Raw genomic sequence first — 17680 nt, forward strand, 5'->3', positions numbered from 1 at the left:
GTCGTGTGGGGTATGGCAAAGCCGCCGGAGGATCCGGCGGCTTTGCGAGAGGAAACGGCATCAGCCGCCAATGGCTGCCTTGCGGACGTCGATGATCGGCTTGTAGAAGTCTACGTTGACTTCGGTAAAGCCCTTGAAGTCGCCCCCCTGGATTGCCGAGAAGCAGGCCGGATCGGACTTCGGCAGGTCCATCATGAATGCCTTGAACTTGGCCTTCATGTCGTCGTTCAGCGAGGAACGCACGACGACCGGACCATTCGGGATGAGCGGCGACTTCCACAGTTCGACGAGGTCGTCCATGTTCAAAATGCCCTTGTCGACCATCTTGCGAAGGTTACCGGAGCTGTAGCCATCCTTGAACTCGCCCACGCCCGACGCAAAGGTGGTGCCCGCGTCGAAGTTGCCCTTTACGACTTCCAAGACGAGGTTCTCGTGGCCGCCGCCAAAGCTGGTGGAAGAGAAGTATTCCTTGACCGGAGCGCCAATGGCTTCAGGCAGCGTGACGAGGGGAACGAGGTAGCCGGAGGTTGAGTCAGGATCGGCAAAGCCGAGCTTCTTGCCCTTCATGTCTTCAAGCTTCTTGATGCCGCTGTCCTTGCGGGCGACCATGACTGAGTAGTAGCCGGTTGCGCCGTCGGTCTGGACGGTCGTGAGGATCGGTTCGACGGCCTTGGAATTGGCGAGATAGACCTTGGCATAGGCGGAGGCGCCAAGTTCTGCGTAGTCGAGCGTGCCGCCGAGCAGGCCCTGGACGACGCCGTCGTAGTCGGCTGCCGGGAAGAAGGAGACCTTCTCGACGCCGATCGCGGCGGGAAGCTTTTCCGACAGGCATTGGAAATTGCGCAGGCGGTCAGCCTCGTTTTCGCCGCCGAGAATGCCGACGCGGAATTCCTTGAGATCTTCGGCTGCGGCAGCGCCGGCAAGCGCTAGAAGCGCTGTCGCGGCGAAGAGTGCTTTCTTCAACATGGTTCTCTCCTGATTGACCGGTTCCCCGGTGGTCTTGCTGTTAGAAGAAGTGTGCCCTTGACGCGGGCGGTCGATCGCGGCCCCCCTCAGAGGCCTGCCAGGGCAACCGGTTGCAGGCCGGCGGACGCTTGAGCCGTGGCTGGCGCAGGCACGTTGATCGAGGTAGACGTCATGGTCTCGTCGATGCCGGCGCCATCCCTGTCAGTGCCGTAGATTTCCTTGACCGCAGCCGCGGTCAGCTCCGAAGGCTTGCCGTCGAAAACGACGCGGCCTGCAGCCATGCCGACGATGCGTTCGCAATAGTTGCGCGCCGTATCGAGCGTATGCAGGTTGGTGATGACGGTGATGCCCTCGCGCTCGTTGATGTCGCGCAGCGCATCCATGACGATTTTGGCGTTCAGCGGGTCGAGCGAGGCGATCGGCTCGTCGGCGAGCACCATCTTCGGGTTCTGCATCAGGGCGCGCGCGATCGCCACGCGCTGCTGTTGGCCGCCGGACAGCGTGCCGGCGGTCTGCAGCGCCGTCTGTTCGATGCCGAGGCGCTCCAGAGCCGCAATTGCATGAATGCGCTCGTCGCGGCTGAAGATGTTGAGGAGGCTCAGCATGGTTGGGCGATGATTGAGGCGGCCGAGCATGACATTGGTCAAAACGTCGAGGCGAGGGACGAGATTGAACTGCTGGAAGATCATCGCGCAATCGCGCTGCCAGTTGCGCAGGGCTTCGCCGCGTAGAGCAGAGACTTCGACGCCGCTGAATCGGATGGAGCCGGAAGTCGGCTCCTGCAGGCGGTTGATCATGCGAAGAAACGTGGATTTGCCGGCGCCCGAGCGGCCGATGATGCCGACCATTTGACCCTGCGGTATTCTCAAGGTCGTCTGGTCGACCGCTGTCTTGCCACCGAACCGCCGGGTCAAATCCGTTATTTCCAGCATCGCGCGTCCCTCGTCATTGCGTCTGAGGGGACATATTCCGCGTTCTTAACGGTGTAATGTCGGTTTTATGTCACTTTTATAATGTTGCCGATTTTCCCTTTGCTGTGCGACGGACAATGGATGTGTTGGCCAGCCCTTTTCTGCCCGGACGCCAGAACCTGCTGGCTAAGCTTAAAATCAGACTGGGCAAGTGTCGGGAAGGCATTGACTCTGTTTGTCTAATTTGATTTTGGTCCGATACCTAAAAGCCGGCCCCTCTGAGGCAGCCGGCGCGCATCGCTGATGCCTTCTTTCCCGGACAATGAATTGAAACAAAACTGTCACAAAACTGTTACGTGGTGCCTATAGACGGGAGCCGACGCCGAAGCGTCATCGTTAAATTCTACGGGAGAGTATCCATGAAGAAATATCTCGGAAGCTGCGCAGTCGCCGCTATTTTGCTGGCAACCGCAGGCGTCGCATCGGCTCGCGATCAAATCAAGATCGTCGGCTCCTCCACCGTGTTTCCTTACACACAGGCCGTCGCTGAAGAGTTTGCCAACAAGACGGGCAAGCCCGCTCCCGTCGTTGAGTCCACCGGCACCGGCGGCGGCTTCAAGGCCTTCTGCGGCGGCGTCGGCGAAGACTTCGCTGATATCACGGGTGCTTCCCGCGCGATCAAGGAATCGGAAGTCAAGCTCTGCGCCGGCAACGGCGTGACCGACATCACCGAAGCGCTGATCGGCTATGACGGCCTCTCGGTCGCCGTCTCCCGCTCCAACACGGGTGACTGGAACTTGACCAAAGCTCAGATCTTCCAGGCACTCGCTGCCCAGCTTCCCGACGGCAAGGGCGGCCTCGTCGCCAACCCGAACAAGAAGTGGTCCGACATCGACAAGTCCCTTCCGGACGTCAATATCGTAGCCTTCGGCCCGCCGCCGACATCCGGCACCCGCGACGCCTTCGTCGAACTGGTCATGCATCCGGGCTGCGAGAAGACCGCAGGCATGGCTGACCTCAAGAAGGCCGACGAGAAGAAATACACGGAAGCCTGCTCGCGCATGCGCCAGGACGGTCCGTTCATCGAAGCCGGCGAAAACGACAACCTCATCGTTCAGCGTCTTGAATCCGATCCGAATTCCGTTGGCATCTTCGGCTATTCGTTCCTCTATGAGAACGAAGACAAGCTCAAGGACATCAAGATCGAAGGCGTCGAGGCAAGCTTCGAGACCATCAAGGACGGCTCCTATCCGGTATCCCGCCCGCTCTTCATCTACGTCAAGAATGCGCATCGCGACGTCATTCCTGGCCTGAAGGAGTTCCTGGAAGAATATACTTCCAAGTCTTCGATGGGCGAGGACGGCTACCTTGCCGAACGCGGCCTGACGCCTCTCGACGAATCCAAGCGTGCGGAAGTCGAGAAGGCTGTCATGGAAGCCAAGAAGATCGGCTCGTAATATCGAACTTCACCGGCCGCCCGCGAACCCCGCGGGCGGCTTCTTCTCACATGGGGGCAACATGTCCGGTTATCTCTTCCTCGTATTGGTTGCCGCGGCCGTGATCGCGGCCTACTTCGGAGGCTCGCGCGCCCTCGCCGTCGCGACGACGGCAGGAACGAGCCGCATCAAGGCGCATTCCCGGCCGATTTACCACGGTCTCAATGCCGCGATTTGGACCGCTGTCCCCGCTTTCATCTTTCTTCTTCTCTGGCTCGCCTTCCAGTCCAGCGTCATCAATCAGCTTGTGCTCGCGTCGTATCCGGGCTCCGAAGCTATGGACGGTGCCGCACAGTCGCTGCTGATCGGGGAAATCCGCCAGGTTGCCGCCGGAAATCTGTTCCGCCAGCCGTCGCCTGAAGTCGCTGCCGCGGCCGAACATCTTCGGTCGCTCCAGACCTATTCCACCTCTCTGATGACGGCCATCAGCCTGTGCATCGTCGCCGTGGGTGCGTTCCTTGGCATGAAGGTGATCAGCCCACGGTATCGCGCCCGCCACAGTGTCGAAACGGCGGTGACGGGGTTCATGATGTTCTCCTCGCTCATGGCGATCATCATTACGCTTGGCATCGTCGGCTCGCTCGTCTTCGAAGCACTGCACTTCTTCGCCAAGGTTCCCGTGACCGAATTCCTCTTCGGCCTGCGTTGGGAGCCTCAGATCGCGATGCGCGCGGACCAGGTGGCGGGGCAGGGCGCGTTTGGCGTCCTTCCAGTCATCTTCGGGACGTTCGTCATCTCGGCGATTGCCATGCTGGTTGCGGTTCCGACGGGCATCTTGTCGGCTATCTATCTGACGGAATACGCCCATCCGCGCTTCCGCGCGGTCGTGAAGCCGCTTCTCGAAATTCTCGCAGGCGTACCGACGGTCGTCTATGGCTTCTTCGCCGTGCTGACGGTCGCCCCCGCTATCAGGGCTCTGGGCGCGTCCGTCGGGATACCCTCGTCGCCGAACAGCGCGCTTGCCACCGGCCTTGTCATGGGCGTGATGATCATCCCGTTCATCTCCTCACTTTCGGACGACGCCTTCGCCGCAGTGCCCCGTGCCATGCGCGACGGTTCGCTGGCCCTTGGCGCAACGAAGGGAGAAACGATCCGCAAGGTCCTGCTGCCGGCTGCTTTGCCGGGCATTATCGGCGGCGTTCTTCTTGCGCTTAGCCGCGCGGTCGGCGAAACGATGATCGTCGTCATGGCGGCCGGTCTGATCGCGAAGATCACTCTCAACCCATTCGACGCGGTCACCACCGTGACCGTCCAGATCGTCACGCTGCTGATCGGCGACTCCGAGTTCGACAACCCGAAGACGTTGGCAGCCTTCGCCCTTGGCCTCGTTCTCTTCCTAATCACGCTCGGTCTCAACCTCATTGCGCTGCGCACCGTGCGCAAGTACCGGGAGAAATACTGATGTCCACGACCGCAGTCGCCGGAACGCGCTTCAACTGGCATTCGGATGAAATGAAGGCGCGCCGAAAGGCCCGCTATGCAGCCGAACGCCGTCTCCGGGCCTATGGGCTGATCGCCATCGTCTTCGCGCTCGGCTTCCTCGCCTTCCTCGTTGGCTCGCTGACATTCACCGGGTACAAGGCGTTCACCCAGACCGTCGCCACCGTCAGCATCGACCTCAGCAAGGCGGAACTCGATACGAGCGACCTGATGAAGGCCGACTGGCGCGGCGCCGTGCGCGACGCGTTGCGCACCCAGATTGGGGACCTGCCTCGCAGACAGGAGAAGGCCTACTTCGATCTGTTCACATCGTCGGCACCGTTCCTCGTCCGCGATGCAGTCATCAAGGATCCCGCGCGCCTCAAGGGTCCGAGCACCATCGTCATTCCGCTGTCCGACCAGGCCGACCAGTTCGTCAAAGGCGAGATCAGCCGGGACACGCCCGAGAGCCAGCGGCGCATCAGCGACGAGCAGATCGGCATGCTGGACCAGCTCGTATCCAAGGGCGTGATCTCCAGCCCGTTCAACTGGGCGCTCTTCCTCAATGCCGACAGCCGCTTCCCGGAACTGGCCGGTCTGGCCGGCGCAATTTCCGGATCGTTCTGGTCGCTGCTGGTCTGCTTCGCGATCAGCTTCCCGATCGGCATCGCGGCGGCGATCTACCTGGAAGAGTTCGCTCCCAAGAACCGTTTCACCGACCTCATCGAGATCAACATCAACAACCTTGCGGCGGTCCCTTCGGTGGTCTTCGGTCTCCTCGGGCTCGCCGTCTTCCTGAACGGCTTCGGCCTGCCGCGGTCGTCTCCGCTCGTCGGCGGCCTTGTTCTCTCGCTGATGACGCTGCCGACGCTCATTATCGTCACACGCGTCTCGCTGAAGGCGGTGCCTTCCTCGATCCGCGAGGCGGCCCTCGGGGTCGGCGCCTCCAAGCACGAGATGATCTTCCACCACGTGCTGTCGCTCGCCATGCCGACCGTCATGACCGGCGCGATCATCTCGCTCGCGCGAGCTCTTGGCGAAACGGCACCGCTGCTGCTCATCGGCATGAATGCCTTCATCACGAGCCCGCCAGATGGTATCTTCGCCGCCTCGACGGCCCTTCCGAGCCAGATCTACATGTGGGCGGACAGCCCGGAGCGCGGTTTCGTCTCGAGAACCTCCGCCGCAATCCTCGTGCTTCTGGGCTTCCTCATATTGATGAATGCAATCGCCATCTTCCTCAGACAGCGCTTTGAGCGCCGCTGGTAACGGAGTAAGGATTATGAACATGTTGACCGAGACAGCAGTTGAGAAGGCTCTGGAGCAGAAAATGAACGCGACCGCCTACAAGATGGTCGGCAAGACGGTGTCTGTTTACTACGGCGAGAAGCGTGCGCTTTTCGACGTGAACCTGAACGTCCGCGAAAACACCGTTACCGCACTCATCGGTCCGTCGGGCTGCGGCAAGTCTACCTTCCTGCGGTGCTTGAACCGTATGAACGATACGATCGACAATTGCCGCGTCACGGGCGAAATCAAGCTGGACGACGCGGATATCTACGATCCGGACATCGACGTCGTGGAACTGCGCGCTCGCGTCGGCATGGTCTTCCAGAAGCCGAACCCGTTCCCGAAGTCTATCTACGAGAACGTTTCTTACGGACCCCGCATCCATGGAATTGCGAGGTCGAAGGCTGACCTTGATCAGATCGTCGAAAGCAGCCTTCACAAGGCCGGCCTCTGGAACGAGGTCAAGGACCGCCTGCAAGAATCCGGCACCGGTCTGTCGGGCGGCCAGCAGCAGCGCCTGTGCATCGCACGCGCAGTCGCCGTCAGCCCGGAAGTCATCCTGATGGACGAACCGTGCTCGGCGCTCGATCCGATCGCGACCGCCAAGGTCGAGGAGCTGATCCATGAGTTGCGCGAGAACTTCAGCATCGTGATCGTGACGCACTCGATGCAGCAGGCGGCCCGCGTTTCGCAACGCACCGCCATGTTCCACCTCGGCAATCTCGTCGAGGAGAATGACACCGACAAGATGTTCACCAATCCGGACGACCCGCGCACTCAGGATTACATCATGGGCCGCTTCGGCTGATCTTTGGCGTCGGAAACCGTAGAGACAATCAAGGACGTTCCTCATGGCATCGACCCATATCTATTCCGCCTACGACGACGATCTGAAGTTCTTGTCCCGCCGCATCTCGGAAATGGGCGGGCTTGCCGAGCAGATGGTGTCGGACGCCGTCCGCGCGCTGGTCCACGGCGATGCGGGCCTGGCTCAGAAGGTCATCTCCGACGACGTGATCATGGATCATGCGGAGCGCGAGATCGGCGACAAGGCGGTCGTCACGATCGCCCGCCGCCAGCCGGTGGCCTCCGACCTTCGCGAGATCATGGGTTCGATCCGCATCGCGGCCGATCTCGAGCGCGTCGGCGATCTCGGCAAGAACACCGCCAAGCGTGTCATCGCGGTGCAGAGCACCGGCGTTCCGCGCAAGCTCGCCCGCGGTCTCGAGCATCTTTCCGAACTGGCGCTGGTCCAGCTCAAGGAAGTACTCGACGTCTATGCATCGCGTTCAGCCGACAAGGCGAAGTCGATCCGCGAGCGCGACGAGGAGATCGACGCGATGTACACCTCGCTGTTCCGCGAGATGCTGACCTACATGATGGAAGATCCGCGCAACATCACGAGCTGCACGCATCTTCTCTTCTGCGCGAAGAACATCGAGCGCATCGGCGATCACGCAACCAACATTGCCGAAACGATCTATTACATGGCGACCGGCGCACAGCCGGAAGGCGAACGTCCGAAGGACGACACTGCCAACACCGTCGGCGCGGTCACGGAATGACAATTCCGAACCGGCCCTCAGGAGACAGAACCGAATGATCCCGAGAGTTGCAGTCGTTGAAGACGAAGAAGCACTGAGCGTGCTTCTTCGCTATAACCTTGAGGCCGAAGGTTTCGAGGTCGACACCATCCTGCGCGGCGACGAGGCCGAAATAAGGCTTCAGGAGCGAACGCCGGACATTCTGATCCTCGATTGGATGCTGCCGGGTGTGTCGGGCATAGAGCTTTGCCGCCGCCTGCGCATGCGTCCGGAAACGGAGCGCCTGCCGATCATCATGCTGACGGCGCGCGGCGAGGAAAGCGAGCGTGTGCGCGGCCTTTCCACCGGCGCCGACGACTACGTGGTCAAGCCGTTCTCTACGCCCGAGCTCGTTGCCCGCGTCAAGGCGATGCTGCGCCGCGCCAAGCCCGAGGTGCTCTCTACGGTGCTGAAATGCGGCGATATCGAACTCGACCGCGAAACGCATCGTGTTCACCGCAAGAGCCGCGAAGTTCGTCTCGGCCCGACCGAATTCCGTCTCCTGGAATTCCTGATGTCGTCGCCCGGCCGCGTCTTCTCGCGTTCGCAGCTTCTGGACGGTGTCTGGGGCCACGACATTTATGTCGACGAGCGCACCGTGGACGTCCATGTCGGCCGCCTGCGCAAGGCGCTGAACTTCTCCAACATGCAGGACGTCATCCGCACCGTCCGCGGCGCAGGATATTCGATGGAAGCATAGCAGGGAGACCAGAGAAATGTCGGTGCGGATACTTGTTGTCGAGCAGGACGAAGATCTGCTCACGACACTGAAGCATGCTCTGGAGACAGAAGGATATTCGGTGAACTGTCTTCAACCGCATGCGTCGTTGGTCGAGCTCGTGGCGTTGCGGCTGCCTGATGCGGTAATATTCGGTGCGCCGGCTCCTGGCTCGATGGCAATCTCGACATGCCGCCAGTTCCGGACGACTGAAGCGACCGCCCGCCTTCCGATCGTAGTGCTCCTGGACTCGGCCTTCGAGCAGGACCGGTTGGCCGTCCTGTCCGCCGGAGCCGACGACTGCCTCATTAAGGCAGTCTCTCCCGTGGAACTCCTCATCCGCTTGCGGAACCTCCTGCGGCGTCTCAATCCAGCGCTGCTGGAGAGCACGCTGAAGGTCGGGGATCTGACGCTCGATAAGAACGCTCGCCGGGTTCACAGGCAGAAGAAAGAGGTCAAGCTCGGTCCCACCGAGTTCAGGCTGCTCGAGTTTCTGATGAAGTCCCCCGGCCGCGTCCACTCCCGATCGGAATTGAGGGCATCGCTGTGGGGTAACGATGCCAGTGTCGATGAGCGCGCTGTCGACGTGCACATAGGGCGTCTCCGGAAGGGCATCAGTTTCGGCAAGACCGACAAGGTGATCCGGACGGTGCGTGGCGCCGGCTACGCACTGGGCGACTTCTGATCTGGATCAGGTTCCGATCCTATCCCATCGCTGTGCGCGCAGATTGAGGTGCGCGATACTGTGTTCTCGCAATGCGTGTGTCACGTCGATTTCACGCGACTGCCTATATTAGGGTGTGCTTAGTCGCGCTGGAGGTGATTCGCCTTCGGCTGCCATGCTCGCCTAAGGGCGTCACCCATATAATCCAAGCCGGGATGAGGCGTCGGGCCCGATAGGCCACGCTCGTCCCAGGCTACAGCTATTTGGTTGAAGCGATTTGGAGTATTCCATGACGATCAAGACGGCGTTGTTGAGAATGTCCCTGATTATCGTCTCCGGGTGGGTCATGGTTGGCACTATCACCTTGGTGATGTTCTATTGACCGGCGAGGTGTAACGGCATGCGGTTCCTGGTGTACACGAAAACGATCGCTGAACTCGATTATGACGAAGAGACGCGCGTCTTGACGATCATCTACCGGGACGGCCAATTGCGATCGGTTCCCCATGTCGATCCCAAGATCATGATGAAGATGGTTGCACAGCTTCCTCCGGAACGATCCCTCTACCTGATGCAGGCGGCGATCTGAACGCCGCGGCCAAGGCAAGATGCGACCGCACTTGGCGTCAATGTATGGCCTCCATAAAAGCACGGCGATAGAACGCGCCGAGGTTGATCCGTTCTGCAGCGACCGCCACAAGCTTCTTTTCCAGACGGCGCTCGCATTCCCGCGATCGGGCCGTCCGCGGCCTGCCATGCGGTGTCGTAGGCTTTAACCGAATCCGTGGTCCGACGTCGTCGCGATACTGGGCAAGCGTCATGCCGGCCTTGATCAGCAGAGTTCTTATCTGCGGACGGTGCTCGGCAGCGATGACGAGGCCAAACGACTTGATCAAGACAGGCTTTGGGACTGGCAGCTCGATCTCGTCGATGATGTCATTTCCCACTTGGGCTTCCTCGGCGAACACGAGGTACTGGTCCACCAGGTCATGAGCGGCCTCCAGGGTCTCGGTGTCCGGGCTGTACCGGCACCAGGTGTCACCAAAAGCACTCGGCGATCCGTATGACATCACGAGCTCCTCCGCCCTTCAAATGAACGCGGAAACTGGCTGATTGTTCAAAGGATGCCGCAAGTGGCGCGAAAGCTGCGGCTTTGTCACGATCATTTGCCCCGCGACGGTGGGATCAGGGCTGGTACGTGACCTCGATACTCGCCTGATCCAGCGTACCGGCACGGACGAAGAGGCCGACCGTGGCGGCGGGGCTTTTTCATCGAGGGGATGTACAGCGCCTTCAGGAAGCTTGCTATCGCTGCCCGCCCGGTGGAGTTCGGAGGCGGTGGAGGGCAGGGTGGACATCGTCCAGTGCCACCAGCCGGAACCGGTCGGAGCATCCAGATCATAAGCCATGATGGCGAAGCTCTTGGTGCGGGCCGCCGCTCCGGACCAGGAAGGGTCTGGGAGACGTTGCCACCCGCAGCCAAATCCTTTGAAGACCTGGCGTCGGCCTGGGGCTTGCCGGCCGTGAGGTCTTTTGAGGTCAGTTTCATTTCGGACTGGGCGGCCGTGACGCAATCGCTCGTTTGCCATGGAAGCCCGACCAAGTCAGTACGTCCAACGCTTAAAATGATCCTCCTGATTTCAGCGTTGAAAGTCTGGCGGCACAATGGTTCGGTGGGAGGCAAAATCCACACTTGCCACCTGGGAGCCAGCTAAACTTTGCGATGATAGCTGGCGGCGGACGAGCCGGGCGTGAACCGCATTTCATGCAGCGTTTGTATCGCCAAGCGTGCAGAACTCTGTTGAGAAGCGGAAGGGTGCGTGACCCCTTCTCGGGTATTGTTGAGCGCATATGGGTCGACATCAGCGATCAAGTGGCTGGGTAGCGCGGTCATCTGCCGCATAGTGTTTTCCCAGGTGGTGCGCTGCAGTTGCCTTGCCCTGAACGCAAAGAAGATGTCCAGAATGCTGTGTGCAGCCTCGGTCATTATAGCCTCCTTTGTTTATCGAGCCATGATGCTAAAATAGCTTTGCGTTGACTTTCAAACAAACGAAATGATATGGTGCTTAATATCAGAAAAATTGAAAGATGCGACGATGACTATGCCCTTTCGCCGCCCGATCCCCTTGCTCGACAATGATGTTCTAAGAACCTTTGTCGCCATTGCGGAAACAGGTAATTTTTCAACTGCAGCCGAAGCTGTGTTCCGCACGCCGTCGGCGGTTTCCATGCAGATCAAGAAGCTCGAGGAACAGCTCGGCGCGACGCTCTTCATGCGTGATGCGCGTTCGGTGACGCTGACGCAGCACGGCGAGCTCTTGCTGACCTACGCTCGCAATATCTTGGCGCTCTCCAACGAGGCGGTCTCTCGCTTCATCATGCCCGAACTCAGCGGCGTCGTGCGGCTCGGTGCGCCGGAGGATATCGGCGAGCGGCTGCTGCCAAGTATCCTGAAGAGCTTCGCGGAGAGCTATCCGGGCATCATGGTCGACGTGACGATCGACATGAGCCTCGGCCTCAAGAAGCGCATGGAAGAGCAGAGGTTGGATCTGGCGCTGATCAATTGCGCCACGCGGCCATTCCCGACCGGCGGGGAGATCGTGTTTCGTGAGCGCCTTGTCTGGGCAGGCGCCAAATGCGGTACTGCCCACAGGCGCGATCCCCTGCCGATCTCGATCTGGGAGGATGGCTGCATCTGGCGCCAGGAGGCACTGGCGCAGCTTGAGCGTAACAAGCGGCCTTACCGCGTCGCCTATCTCAGCGGCCATACGATGGCGCAGCGCGCCGCCGTGCTTTCCGACCTTGCGATCGCGCCCCTGCCGCGCTCCTATGTGGCGGATGGCATGGTGATGCTCGGTGCGCAGGAAGGCCTGCCTGAACTCGGCTCGTTCGACATCCGGCTGCTGACGGCCTCGCAGCTCTCGGGCCCAATGGAGGCGGTTGCCGACAGCATCCGCTTTGCTTTCGCGGAAAAGGCAAAGGCCGCCGCTGCTTGATCCGGACGGCGAGGAACTTTATTGGATTTTGGCGCGTTGAACGGCCGGAGCAGCGCAGGCTGCTTAGGTCGCGCGATTTCTAGTTTGCGAAAGAGGATTTCCAAAATGACGATAACGGTCAAAATCGGCGCAGCGCTGATGCTGCTTCTGGCGCTTTCTTCCTGCGGCAATACCATCCGTGGCATGGGCCGTGATACGGCAAACGCCGTCAATGCGACACAGGATGCCGGCCATTCGGTCAACCGCGCCGCACGCCGCTAAAATCTTTTCAGATCGTTGCGGCAGGGTAGGCGCGTTCGAGGCCGCCCGATCGGTTAAGGCCAGTGCGGAAAGCAAGATAGGCAGGATGCTGGCTTGATTTCGCCGCTTCCGTCAAACGGATCTGAAGCCGCGCCGGTGCGGCTTCACCAATCCACATTCCGGTATTTTCCAGTTTCAGAGAATTAAGAAAAGGCGCAGCCGCGGCAAGATCCAGATACCGATGCAAGCCGTCGACCAGGCTGTCGTCTTGCGCTGCATTTTCCATGAGCAGCGCAAGATACAACCTGTCCGCTTCGGAAGCGCCTGCAAATTTGCTGGCAACAGTCTCGCGATCGGGAAAGGAAGCGGCTGGCGTCATCGGTCATCCATTGCGTTGCTGCCATGGCCCGGCAGTCGTTTGAAGAGCCATCAGCCTAGGAGCGATAGCCTACGCGAGGCTGAATTGCTCAAAGAGCGGCCTTCACTTTTTCAGCCACGGCAGCCGGCATCCACCGCGTCCAGAGTTCGGGGTAGTTACGCAGAAAATAGAGCGCGGCGTTCTCGCTGCTTTCCCGGTTTTCGTCCTGCCACGCCAGAATGTCGTTTATGGTGTTGTTGTCCCAGGTGCGGGAACGCAAGTAGTCGACTTCCGGACCGGCACGGTCGGCAAAGGCCTTGGTGACGACGGTAAAGGCCTGGGAGACGGGATAGGCGTTAAGCTGCGGACGCGCGCAGCCTTCGACCGAGGTGCAGGCCAGCCATTCCGCCTTGTCGTGGCTGACACCCATACTGAGCAGTGTCATGTCGTATTTGCCGAGGATCGCTGTTGGTGCCCAGTAATAGCCGAGCCAGCCGACTTTGGCGTCGAAGGCCGCACCGATCGAATCGTCCAGGCTTTGCGGGCTTTCGCTGTCGATCAGCTCGAAACCGGCCTTCTCGCCGTTTAAGGCTCTGAAGAGATTGGCTGTCGAAATCCGGCAGCTCCAGCCCGGCGGACAATTGTGGACGGCGCCCTTGGAGGCATTCTTCGGCGCGGGAAAGAGGTCTGGTCTTTTCAGGGCATCCTGCACGGAGCGGATGTCGGGATTTGCATCGGCGATGAATTTCGGGATCCACCAGCCTTCGATTGCGCCATCCGACAAAATCTCGGAGGCCTGGATCAGGCGCCCGCTCTTCACTGCCGTCTCGAGTTGAGTCCTGACAGACGCGGTCCAGAGTTCCGGTGCGATATCGGGTTCGCCGCTCTGATCCATCGAAGCAAAAGTGGGTACTGTATCGCCCGCCACGGTCCTGACATTGCATCCATAGCCGTTTTTAAGAATGAAGCTGTCGAAGTTGGCGGCAATCGCCGCCGAGGCCCAACTCATCTCCGCGATCGCAACATTACCGCAATCAGCCCGCGCGGCGCGGCCGCCGGCCACGAAACCTACGGCAATAAACAGCGAAGCCAGGATGATCTTCATTCGCTTGTTCCCCAGTTTTTGATGCTGACATGCAGCTTTTGGATGTAATACTAACCGCGCAATGCGTTCGTTCAATGAATGAAATGCAGTCGTTTTGCCGTCGCAATTTCAGGTGCAATGCTTTTTTGTCCATCGCGACCGCGGCCTGGAACATTCCGATTACTTCCCAGCCTACGCCCTTGACACGGCAATTGAAATCCGCTTGTGGCCGAAAATTTTTGAGCTAAATGACTGATTTCAATGATCTAATATTCCCGCTGATCCGCAAGCGAAAACTTGCATCCGAGCTTGAGGCAAAACGCCCTCAATGAACTGCATGCAGATCGAGAACCGGCAAAATGTCAAAAAAAGTCGAAATCCGCGATTGCCGAGTTCCGCAATAACACTCCGGTAAGAATGTCACGTTATCAGTTGAATCACGGCGGGGGACAACCGCCGCTTTCTCCGGATCAGGTAGTGCGTCCCGGAGAATACGAGTTTCGCCGTGTATTGGCGAATACGCCAGAGTTTTCGGCAAACCGCGCGCGCCCGCCAGCCCGCGCGGTTTTCGCATTTCGGACAGACGATTGACCGCGGATCATGCCGCGTTGTAGGCCTCATCGCATGACCAAGTCGATCATGTTGCAGGGAACCGGCTCGGATGTCGGCAAGACGGTACTCGTTGCAGGGCTTTGCCGGCTTGCGGCCAATCGCGGCCTCAAGGTGAAGCCTTTCAAGCCTCAAAATATGTCGAACAACGCGGCTGTCGCCGATGACGGCGGGGAGATCGGCCGGGCGCAGTGGCTGCAGTCGCTTGCGGCGCGCACGTCCTCGTCGATACACATGAATCCGGTTCTCCTCAAGCCGCAATCTGAAAACGGCAGCCAGGTCATCGTACAGGGCAAGGTCTTCGGGCAGGCGAAAGCCCGTGACTACCAGAGGTTAAAGCCGCTGCTTCTTGAGCATGTGCTGCAGAGCTTTGCGATCGTCTCGGAAGGCGCCGATGTCGTCATCGTCGAGGGTGCGGGCTCGCCGGCCGAAATCAACCTGCGTCTCGGCGATATCGCCAATATGGGCTTTGCCACCCGCGCCAAGGTGCCTGTCGTGCTTGTCGGCGATATCGATCGTGGCGGCGTGATCGCCTCTCTTGCCGGCACGCACGCGATCCTTTCAGATGACGACCGCGCGATGATTTCCGGCTATATCATCAACAAGTTCCGCGGCGATGTTTCGCTCTTCGATGACGGCAATGCAGCTATCAATCGTTTCACCGGATGGCCGTGTTTCGGCGTGGTGCCCTGGCTGAAGGCGGCCGCCCGCTTGCCGGCGGAGGATGCCGTTGTGCTGGAGCGACTCGCCCGGGGCGCCCCCGGTGCGTTGAAGATCGCCGTTCCGGTTCTGCCGCGCATTGCCAATTTCGACGACCTCGATCCTCTGCGTGCCGAGCCGGATGTCGAGCTCGTCTTCGTGAAGCCGGGAGACCGGCTGCCGGGCGATGCAGCGTTGGTGATCCTGCCCGGGTCGAAATCGACGATTTCCGACCTGCGTGATCTGCGCGCTGCCGGCTGGGATCGCGATCTGGAGACGCACGTTCGGCGTGGCGGGCGGGTCATAGGCATCTGCGGCGGGTATCAGATGCTCGGGCGCACGGTTCGCGATCCGCTCGGCATCGAGGGGACGAGCACTGCGACACCGGGTCTCGGATTGCTTGATGTCGAGACCGAAATGGCGCCGGAAAAGACCGTGCGGAACAGCCTGGCGGTCTCGGCCGAACACGGCGTTCCGCTTGCCGGCTACCAGATCCATCTGGGTGTCACGACCGGGCCGGACTGCGCTAGGCCATCAGCGGTGATCGACGGTGTGGCCGATGGCGCGGTATCTGCTGGCGGCCGGATCATGGGCACCTATCTGCACGGCCTTTTCGGCAGCGATGCCTATCGCGGCAAGCTCCTCGAGAGCTTCGGCCTATCCGGCGAACGGCGGAGCTACCGTCAAAGCGTCGATCAGGCGCTCGACGAGGTCGCGGACGAACTCGAAACCCATCTCGACAAAGGCTGGCTGGCCGGATTTCTTGGCTAGATTTCGCCGGAGACCTCGCGGCGTCTGCGGTCGAGCTCTTCGCTGTAGCGGCGAAGCGTATAGCTTTCGCTGAGCTGGCCGACGACGCGGCGCTCGATCAGATTGTTGAGTACGGCGAGTGCTTCGCTCTTCGTCTTGTCGAAGATCGCCGCCGCCTGCTTTGCGTTCATCTGCGGCTGCAGGAAGTCGTTCCGGTAGCGAATGAAGTCCTTCAGATCCTTGCCCTCGTCGTCGGTGTCGACCGGGCTCGCGTAGATTTCCGGAACGAGCACGATGCCGGCATATTTGTCGGAGTCGTCGACGAGTATGACGCGCTGCCTCGATCCGATCGGGAAGGCCTTCTTGAATTCATCAATCGTGATGCTGGCCTTGGCCGTTTTGACGTCCGAGCGCATCAGCTTGTCGACCGTCAGATTGCGGATCCAGCCGACATCATGGGCGCTGCGGATGCTTTCGCCACGAAGATGGAAACGCCATGTCGCGAAGGAGTAGCCGAACGTGTTGCGCACGACGAGCGACGAGGTGATGACGGCCGCAAGTACCAGCGCGGTGATCGGAAAGTCTCCGGTTATCTCAAGGGCCAGGAACGTCATCGTCAGCGGTCCTCCGATGACCGCAACGGCGAGCGAACTCATACCGACCACGGCATAGATCACGGGCGTCAGCGTCGCATGGGCGAAATAGGGGGCAGAATAGGCGAAAAGCTTGCCGAGCAGCGCGCCCATGAAGAGTGAGGCGAAGAAGAGGCCGCCCCTGAAGCCGGAACCGATGGAGATCGCTGATGCGAAGGATTTCAGCAGGAGAAGACCGATCAGGACCGGGACGGCAACATCACGCCCAAGGTTCAGATGCAGCGCGCCATGGCCCGCCGAAAGCACCTGCGGCGTAATCATCGCCAGAAGGCCGACGACGATGCCGCCGAGCGCCGGACGAAGCGGCGTCGGAACGGAACTTTTGCGCGCCAGCTCCTCGATAAAGGCTACGCCCTGCATGATCAGGACGCCGACGCCGGCGCAGAAGGCGCCAAGCAACAGGGCAGGGACATAATCAGCCGGAACCACGGTGCCGAATTCACCGACATCGATCATGAAATCGCTTCCCGCCAGCAGGCGCGCGACGAGCGTCGAGACGAGCGCGGAAACGACGACCGGCGTCAGCGCAACGATCGTGTAGGTGCCGATGATGAGCTCGAACGCATAGAAGGCGCCTGTCAGTGGTGCGTTGAAGGCCGCCGCGATCGCCCCCGCTGCGCCGCAGCCGACAAGGACGCGCAGATCTGCACGGCGGAGCTGCAGCTTCAGTCCGAGCTTGGAGGCGATACCCGCCGCGAGCTGAACATAGCCGGCCTCGAGGCCGACGGAGGCGCCGAAGCCGTTCGAAACCAGATTCTGCACGGCGACGATGATGCTGTCCGTCAGCGACAGCCGTCCACCATGCAAAGCGTTTGCTTCGATGGGATCGACCATGGGCTTCTTGCGGGTTCGCGCGAGAATGAAAAATAGAAGGCCGAGCAGAATCCCGCCGCAGACCGGCGCCATCAGAAGCAGGAATTTGTCGTTTGTCTGCGAAGAACTCAGCCGTTCGATGTCGCTGATGCCGAAGATCAAGCGGTGCAGCTCGCGCGACAGGAGGCTCATGCCGGTGACAGCCAGGCCCGACGTCACGCCGACGGCGATCCCTGCGAACACCATACCCATTTCACTGCGGCGGGCAAGCGCACGAAGCCGCCCGGCGTCGAGCAGGCGGTAGAGCCGGTAGAGGCGCGGGAAATTCAATTTCGTGAGCATATGCAAAGAACTAGGTGGCGGCCAACAGCGTCAAGGGCGATAGCGGCGCTTGCTCCCGAAATATGGCGAAAGCCCGGCGCGAAAGGCAC

Annotated in this window: 18 protein-coding genes and 1 pseudogene; 11 read left to right on the forward strand and 8 right to left on the reverse strand. The window is 60.4% G+C overall.

What is annotated here, in order from left to right; translation table 11 throughout:
• Positions 1–60: 60 nt before the first annotated feature.
• Together phnD and phnC are read right to left on the reverse strand one after the other, a co-directional pair.
• Positions 61–966 carry a phosphonate ABC transporter substrate-binding protein gene (gene phnD / locus BLP23_RS13580; RefSeq protein WP_092585344.1) on the reverse strand — a complete coding sequence of 302 codons (906 nt, stop codon included), beginning with the start codon at positions 964–966 and terminating at the stop codon, positions 61–63.
• Positions 967–1052: 86 nt separating this feature from the next.
• Positions 1053–1898 carry a phosphonate ABC transporter ATP-binding protein gene (gene phnC / locus BLP23_RS13585; protein WP_092585345.1) on the reverse strand — a complete coding sequence of 282 codons (846 nt, stop codon included), beginning with the start codon at positions 1896–1898 and terminating at the stop codon, positions 1053–1055.
• A gap of 398 nt (positions 1899–2296) precedes the next feature.
• On the opposite strand from phnC, the gene BLP23_RS13590 reads away from it, so the two are divergent.
• The 8 genes from BLP23_RS13590 to BLP23_RS13625 all read left to right on the forward strand — a co-directional run bounded on the left by BLP23_RS13590 (position 2297) and on the right by BLP23_RS13625 (position 9636).
• Entirely contained in the window at positions 2297–3334 is a 1038-nt protein-coding gene (locus BLP23_RS13590) for a PstS family phosphate ABC transporter substrate-binding protein (protein WP_092585346.1), read from the forward strand.
• A gap of 61 nt (positions 3335–3395) precedes the next feature.
• Positions 3396–4775 carry a phosphate ABC transporter permease subunit PstC gene (pstC, locus tag BLP23_RS13595; RefSeq protein WP_092585347.1) on the forward strand — a complete coding sequence of 460 codons (1380 nt, stop codon included), beginning with the start codon at positions 3396–3398 and terminating at the stop codon, positions 4773–4775.
• Positions 4775–6061: a phosphate ABC transporter permease PstA gene (gene pstA / locus BLP23_RS13600; protein WP_092585348.1), complete on the forward strand. Its 1287-nt coding sequence runs from the start codon at positions 4775–4777 to the stop codon at positions 6059–6061. The genes pstC and pstA overlap by 1 nt, the downstream gene beginning before the upstream one ends.
• A 13-nt stretch (positions 6062–6074) precedes the next feature.
• On the forward strand, positions 6075–6890 hold the full coding sequence (gene pstB, locus BLP23_RS13605; protein WP_092585349.1) for a phosphate ABC transporter ATP-binding protein PstB: 816 nt from the start codon (positions 6075–6077) through the stop codon (positions 6888–6890).
• Positions 6891–6933: 43 nt separating this feature from the next.
• Entirely contained in the window at positions 6934–7647 is a 714-nt protein-coding gene (gene phoU / locus BLP23_RS13610) for a phosphate signaling complex protein PhoU (protein ID WP_092585350.1), read from the forward strand.
• A 34-nt stretch (positions 7648–7681) separates the two neighbouring features.
• Positions 7682–8365, forward strand: a complete 684-nt coding sequence (phoB, locus tag BLP23_RS13615; RefSeq protein WP_022714998.1) for a phosphate regulon transcriptional regulator PhoB — start codon at positions 7682–7684, stop codon at positions 8363–8365.
• A 16-nt stretch (positions 8366–8381) separates the two neighbouring features.
• Positions 8382–9068 (forward strand): winged helix-turn-helix domain-containing protein, encoded by a 687-nt coding sequence (locus BLP23_RS13620; protein WP_092585351.1) that lies wholly within the window; start codon positions 8382–8384, stop codon positions 9066–9068.
• A 379-nt stretch (positions 9069–9447) separates the two neighbouring features.
• Entirely contained in the window at positions 9448–9636 is a 189-nt protein-coding gene (locus BLP23_RS13625) for a hypothetical protein (RefSeq protein ID WP_074068664.1), read from the forward strand.
• A 37-nt stretch (positions 9637–9673) separates the two neighbouring features.
• On the opposite strand, the gene BLP23_RS13630 is transcribed toward BLP23_RS13625, so the two are convergent.
• From BLP23_RS13630 to BLP23_RS13640, 3 genes and pseudogenes are all read right to left on the reverse strand, one after another.
• Complete coding sequence (locus BLP23_RS13630) at positions 9674–10117, reverse strand: hypothetical protein (RefSeq protein ID WP_092585352.1); 444 nt, start codon at positions 10115–10117, stop codon at positions 9674–9676.
• Between the two features lie 115 nt (positions 10118–10232).
• A pseudogene (locus tag BLP23_RS13635) lies at positions 10233–10650 on the reverse strand (phosphatidylethanolamine-binding protein).
• A gap of 108 nt (positions 10651–10758) precedes the next feature.
• A complete protein-coding gene (locus BLP23_RS13640; protein WP_092585353.1) occupies positions 10759–11034 on the reverse strand; it encodes a hypothetical protein in 276 nt (91 codons plus the stop codon).
• A gap of 67 nt (positions 11035–11101) precedes the next feature.
• Between BLP23_RS13640 and BLP23_RS13645 the strand changes: the two genes are divergently transcribed.
• Both BLP23_RS13645 and BLP23_RS13650 read left to right on the forward strand, forming a co-directional pair.
• Positions 11102–12043 (forward strand): LysR family transcriptional regulator, encoded by a 942-nt coding sequence (locus BLP23_RS13645; RefSeq protein ID WP_208603149.1) that lies wholly within the window; start codon positions 11102–11104, stop codon positions 12041–12043.
• Between the two features lie 105 nt (positions 12044–12148).
• Entirely contained in the window at positions 12149–12304 is a 156-nt protein-coding gene (locus tag BLP23_RS13650) for an entericidin domain-containing protein (protein ID WP_028739602.1), read from the forward strand.
• 7 nt (positions 12305–12311) lie between these two features.
• On the opposite strand, the gene BLP23_RS13655 is transcribed toward BLP23_RS13650, so the two are convergent.
• Both BLP23_RS13655 and BLP23_RS13660 read right to left on the reverse strand, forming a co-directional pair.
• Positions 12312–12662, reverse strand: coding sequence for a hypothetical protein (locus BLP23_RS13655; protein ID WP_092585355.1), 351 nt, complete (start codon positions 12660–12662; stop codon positions 12312–12314).
• Between the two features lie 88 nt (positions 12663–12750).
• Positions 12751–13746 carry a glycine betaine ABC transporter substrate-binding protein gene (locus BLP23_RS13660; protein ID WP_092585356.1) on the reverse strand — a complete coding sequence of 332 codons (996 nt, stop codon included), beginning with the start codon at positions 13744–13746 and terminating at the stop codon, positions 12751–12753.
• Between the two features lie 603 nt (positions 13747–14349).
• Between BLP23_RS13660 and BLP23_RS13665 the strand changes: the two genes are divergently transcribed.
• The gene (locus BLP23_RS13665; RefSeq protein ID WP_092585357.1) at positions 14350–15804 is read left to right on the forward strand and encodes a cobyric acid synthase; all 1455 of its coding nucleotides are present in this window, start codon (positions 14350–14352) and stop codon (positions 15802–15804) included.
• Here BLP23_RS13665 and BLP23_RS13670 read toward each other — a convergent pair.
• Complete coding sequence (locus tag BLP23_RS13670; RefSeq protein WP_092585358.1) at positions 15801–17591, reverse strand: chloride channel protein; 1791 nt, start codon at positions 17589–17591, stop codon at positions 15801–15803. The genes BLP23_RS13665 and BLP23_RS13670 overlap by 4 nt on opposite strands.
• Positions 17592–17680: the final 89 nt, after the last annotated feature.

It is taken from the genome of Rhizobium mongolense subsp. loessense (assembly GCF_900099775.1).
Classification (GTDB): domain Bacteria; phylum Pseudomonadota; class Alphaproteobacteria; order Rhizobiales; family Rhizobiaceae; genus Rhizobium; species Rhizobium loessense.

What these genes read in the sequence shown, in the direction of transcription:
- pstC (WP_092585347.1), top strand. Translation starts at nt 3,396, where the DNA reads ATGTCCGGTTATCTCTTCCTCGTATTGGTTGCCGCGGCCGTGATCGCG.
- BLP23_RS13640 (WP_092585353.1), bottom strand. Translation starts at nt 11,034, where the DNA reads ATGACCGAGGCTGCACACAGCATTCTGGACATCTTCTTTGCGTTCAGG.
- phoB (WP_022714998.1), top strand. Translation starts at nt 7,682, where the DNA reads ATGATCCCGAGAGTTGCAGTCGTTGAAGACGAAGAAGCACTGAGCGTG.
- phnD (WP_092585344.1), bottom strand. Translation starts at nt 966, where the DNA reads ATGTTGAAGAAAGCACTCTTCGCCGCGACAGCGCTTCTAGCGCTTGCC.
- BLP23_RS13625 (WP_074068664.1), top strand. Translation starts at nt 9,448, where the DNA reads ATGCGGTTCCTGGTGTACACGAAAACGATCGCTGAACTCGATTATGAC.
- BLP23_RS13660 (WP_092585356.1), bottom strand. Translation starts at nt 13,746, where the DNA reads ATGAAGATCATCCTGGCTTCGCTGTTTATTGCCGTAGGTTTCGTGGCC.
- BLP23_RS13665 (WP_092585357.1), top strand. Translation starts at nt 14,350, where the DNA reads ATGACCAAGTCGATCATGTTGCAGGGAACCGGCTCGGATGTCGGCAAG.
- pstB (WP_092585349.1), top strand. Translation starts at nt 6,075, where the DNA reads ATGAACATGTTGACCGAGACAGCAGTTGAGAAGGCTCTGGAGCAGAAA.
- phnC (WP_092585345.1), bottom strand. Translation starts at nt 1,898, where the DNA reads ATGCTGGAAATAACGGATTTGACCCGGCGGTTCGGTGGCAAGACAGCG.
- phoU (WP_092585350.1), top strand. Translation starts at nt 6,934, where the DNA reads ATGGCATCGACCCATATCTATTCCGCCTACGACGACGATCTGAAGTTC.
- BLP23_RS13650 (WP_028739602.1), top strand. Translation starts at nt 12,149, where the DNA reads ATGACGATAACGGTCAAAATCGGCGCAGCGCTGATGCTGCTTCTGGCG.
- BLP23_RS13645 (WP_208603149.1), top strand. Translation starts at nt 11,102, where the DNA reads ATGATATGGTGCTTAATATCAGAAAAATTGAAAGATGCGACGATGACT.
- BLP23_RS13590 (WP_092585346.1), top strand. Translation starts at nt 2,297, where the DNA reads ATGAAGAAATATCTCGGAAGCTGCGCAGTCGCCGCTATTTTGCTGGCA.
- BLP23_RS13620 (WP_092585351.1), top strand. Translation starts at nt 8,382, where the DNA reads ATGTCGGTGCGGATACTTGTTGTCGAGCAGGACGAAGATCTGCTCACG.
- pstA (WP_092585348.1), top strand. Translation starts at nt 4,775, where the DNA reads ATGTCCACGACCGCAGTCGCCGGAACGCGCTTCAACTGGCATTCGGAT.
- BLP23_RS13655 (WP_092585355.1), bottom strand. Translation starts at nt 12,662, where the DNA reads ATGACGCCAGCCGCTTCCTTTCCCGATCGCGAGACTGTTGCCAGCAAA.
- BLP23_RS13630 (WP_092585352.1), bottom strand. Translation starts at nt 10,117, where the DNA reads ATGTCATACGGATCGCCGAGTGCTTTTGGTGACACCTGGTGCCGGTAC.
- BLP23_RS13670 (WP_092585358.1), bottom strand. Translation starts at nt 17,591, where the DNA reads ATGCTCACGAAATTGAATTTCCCGCGCCTCTACCGGCTCTACCGCCTG.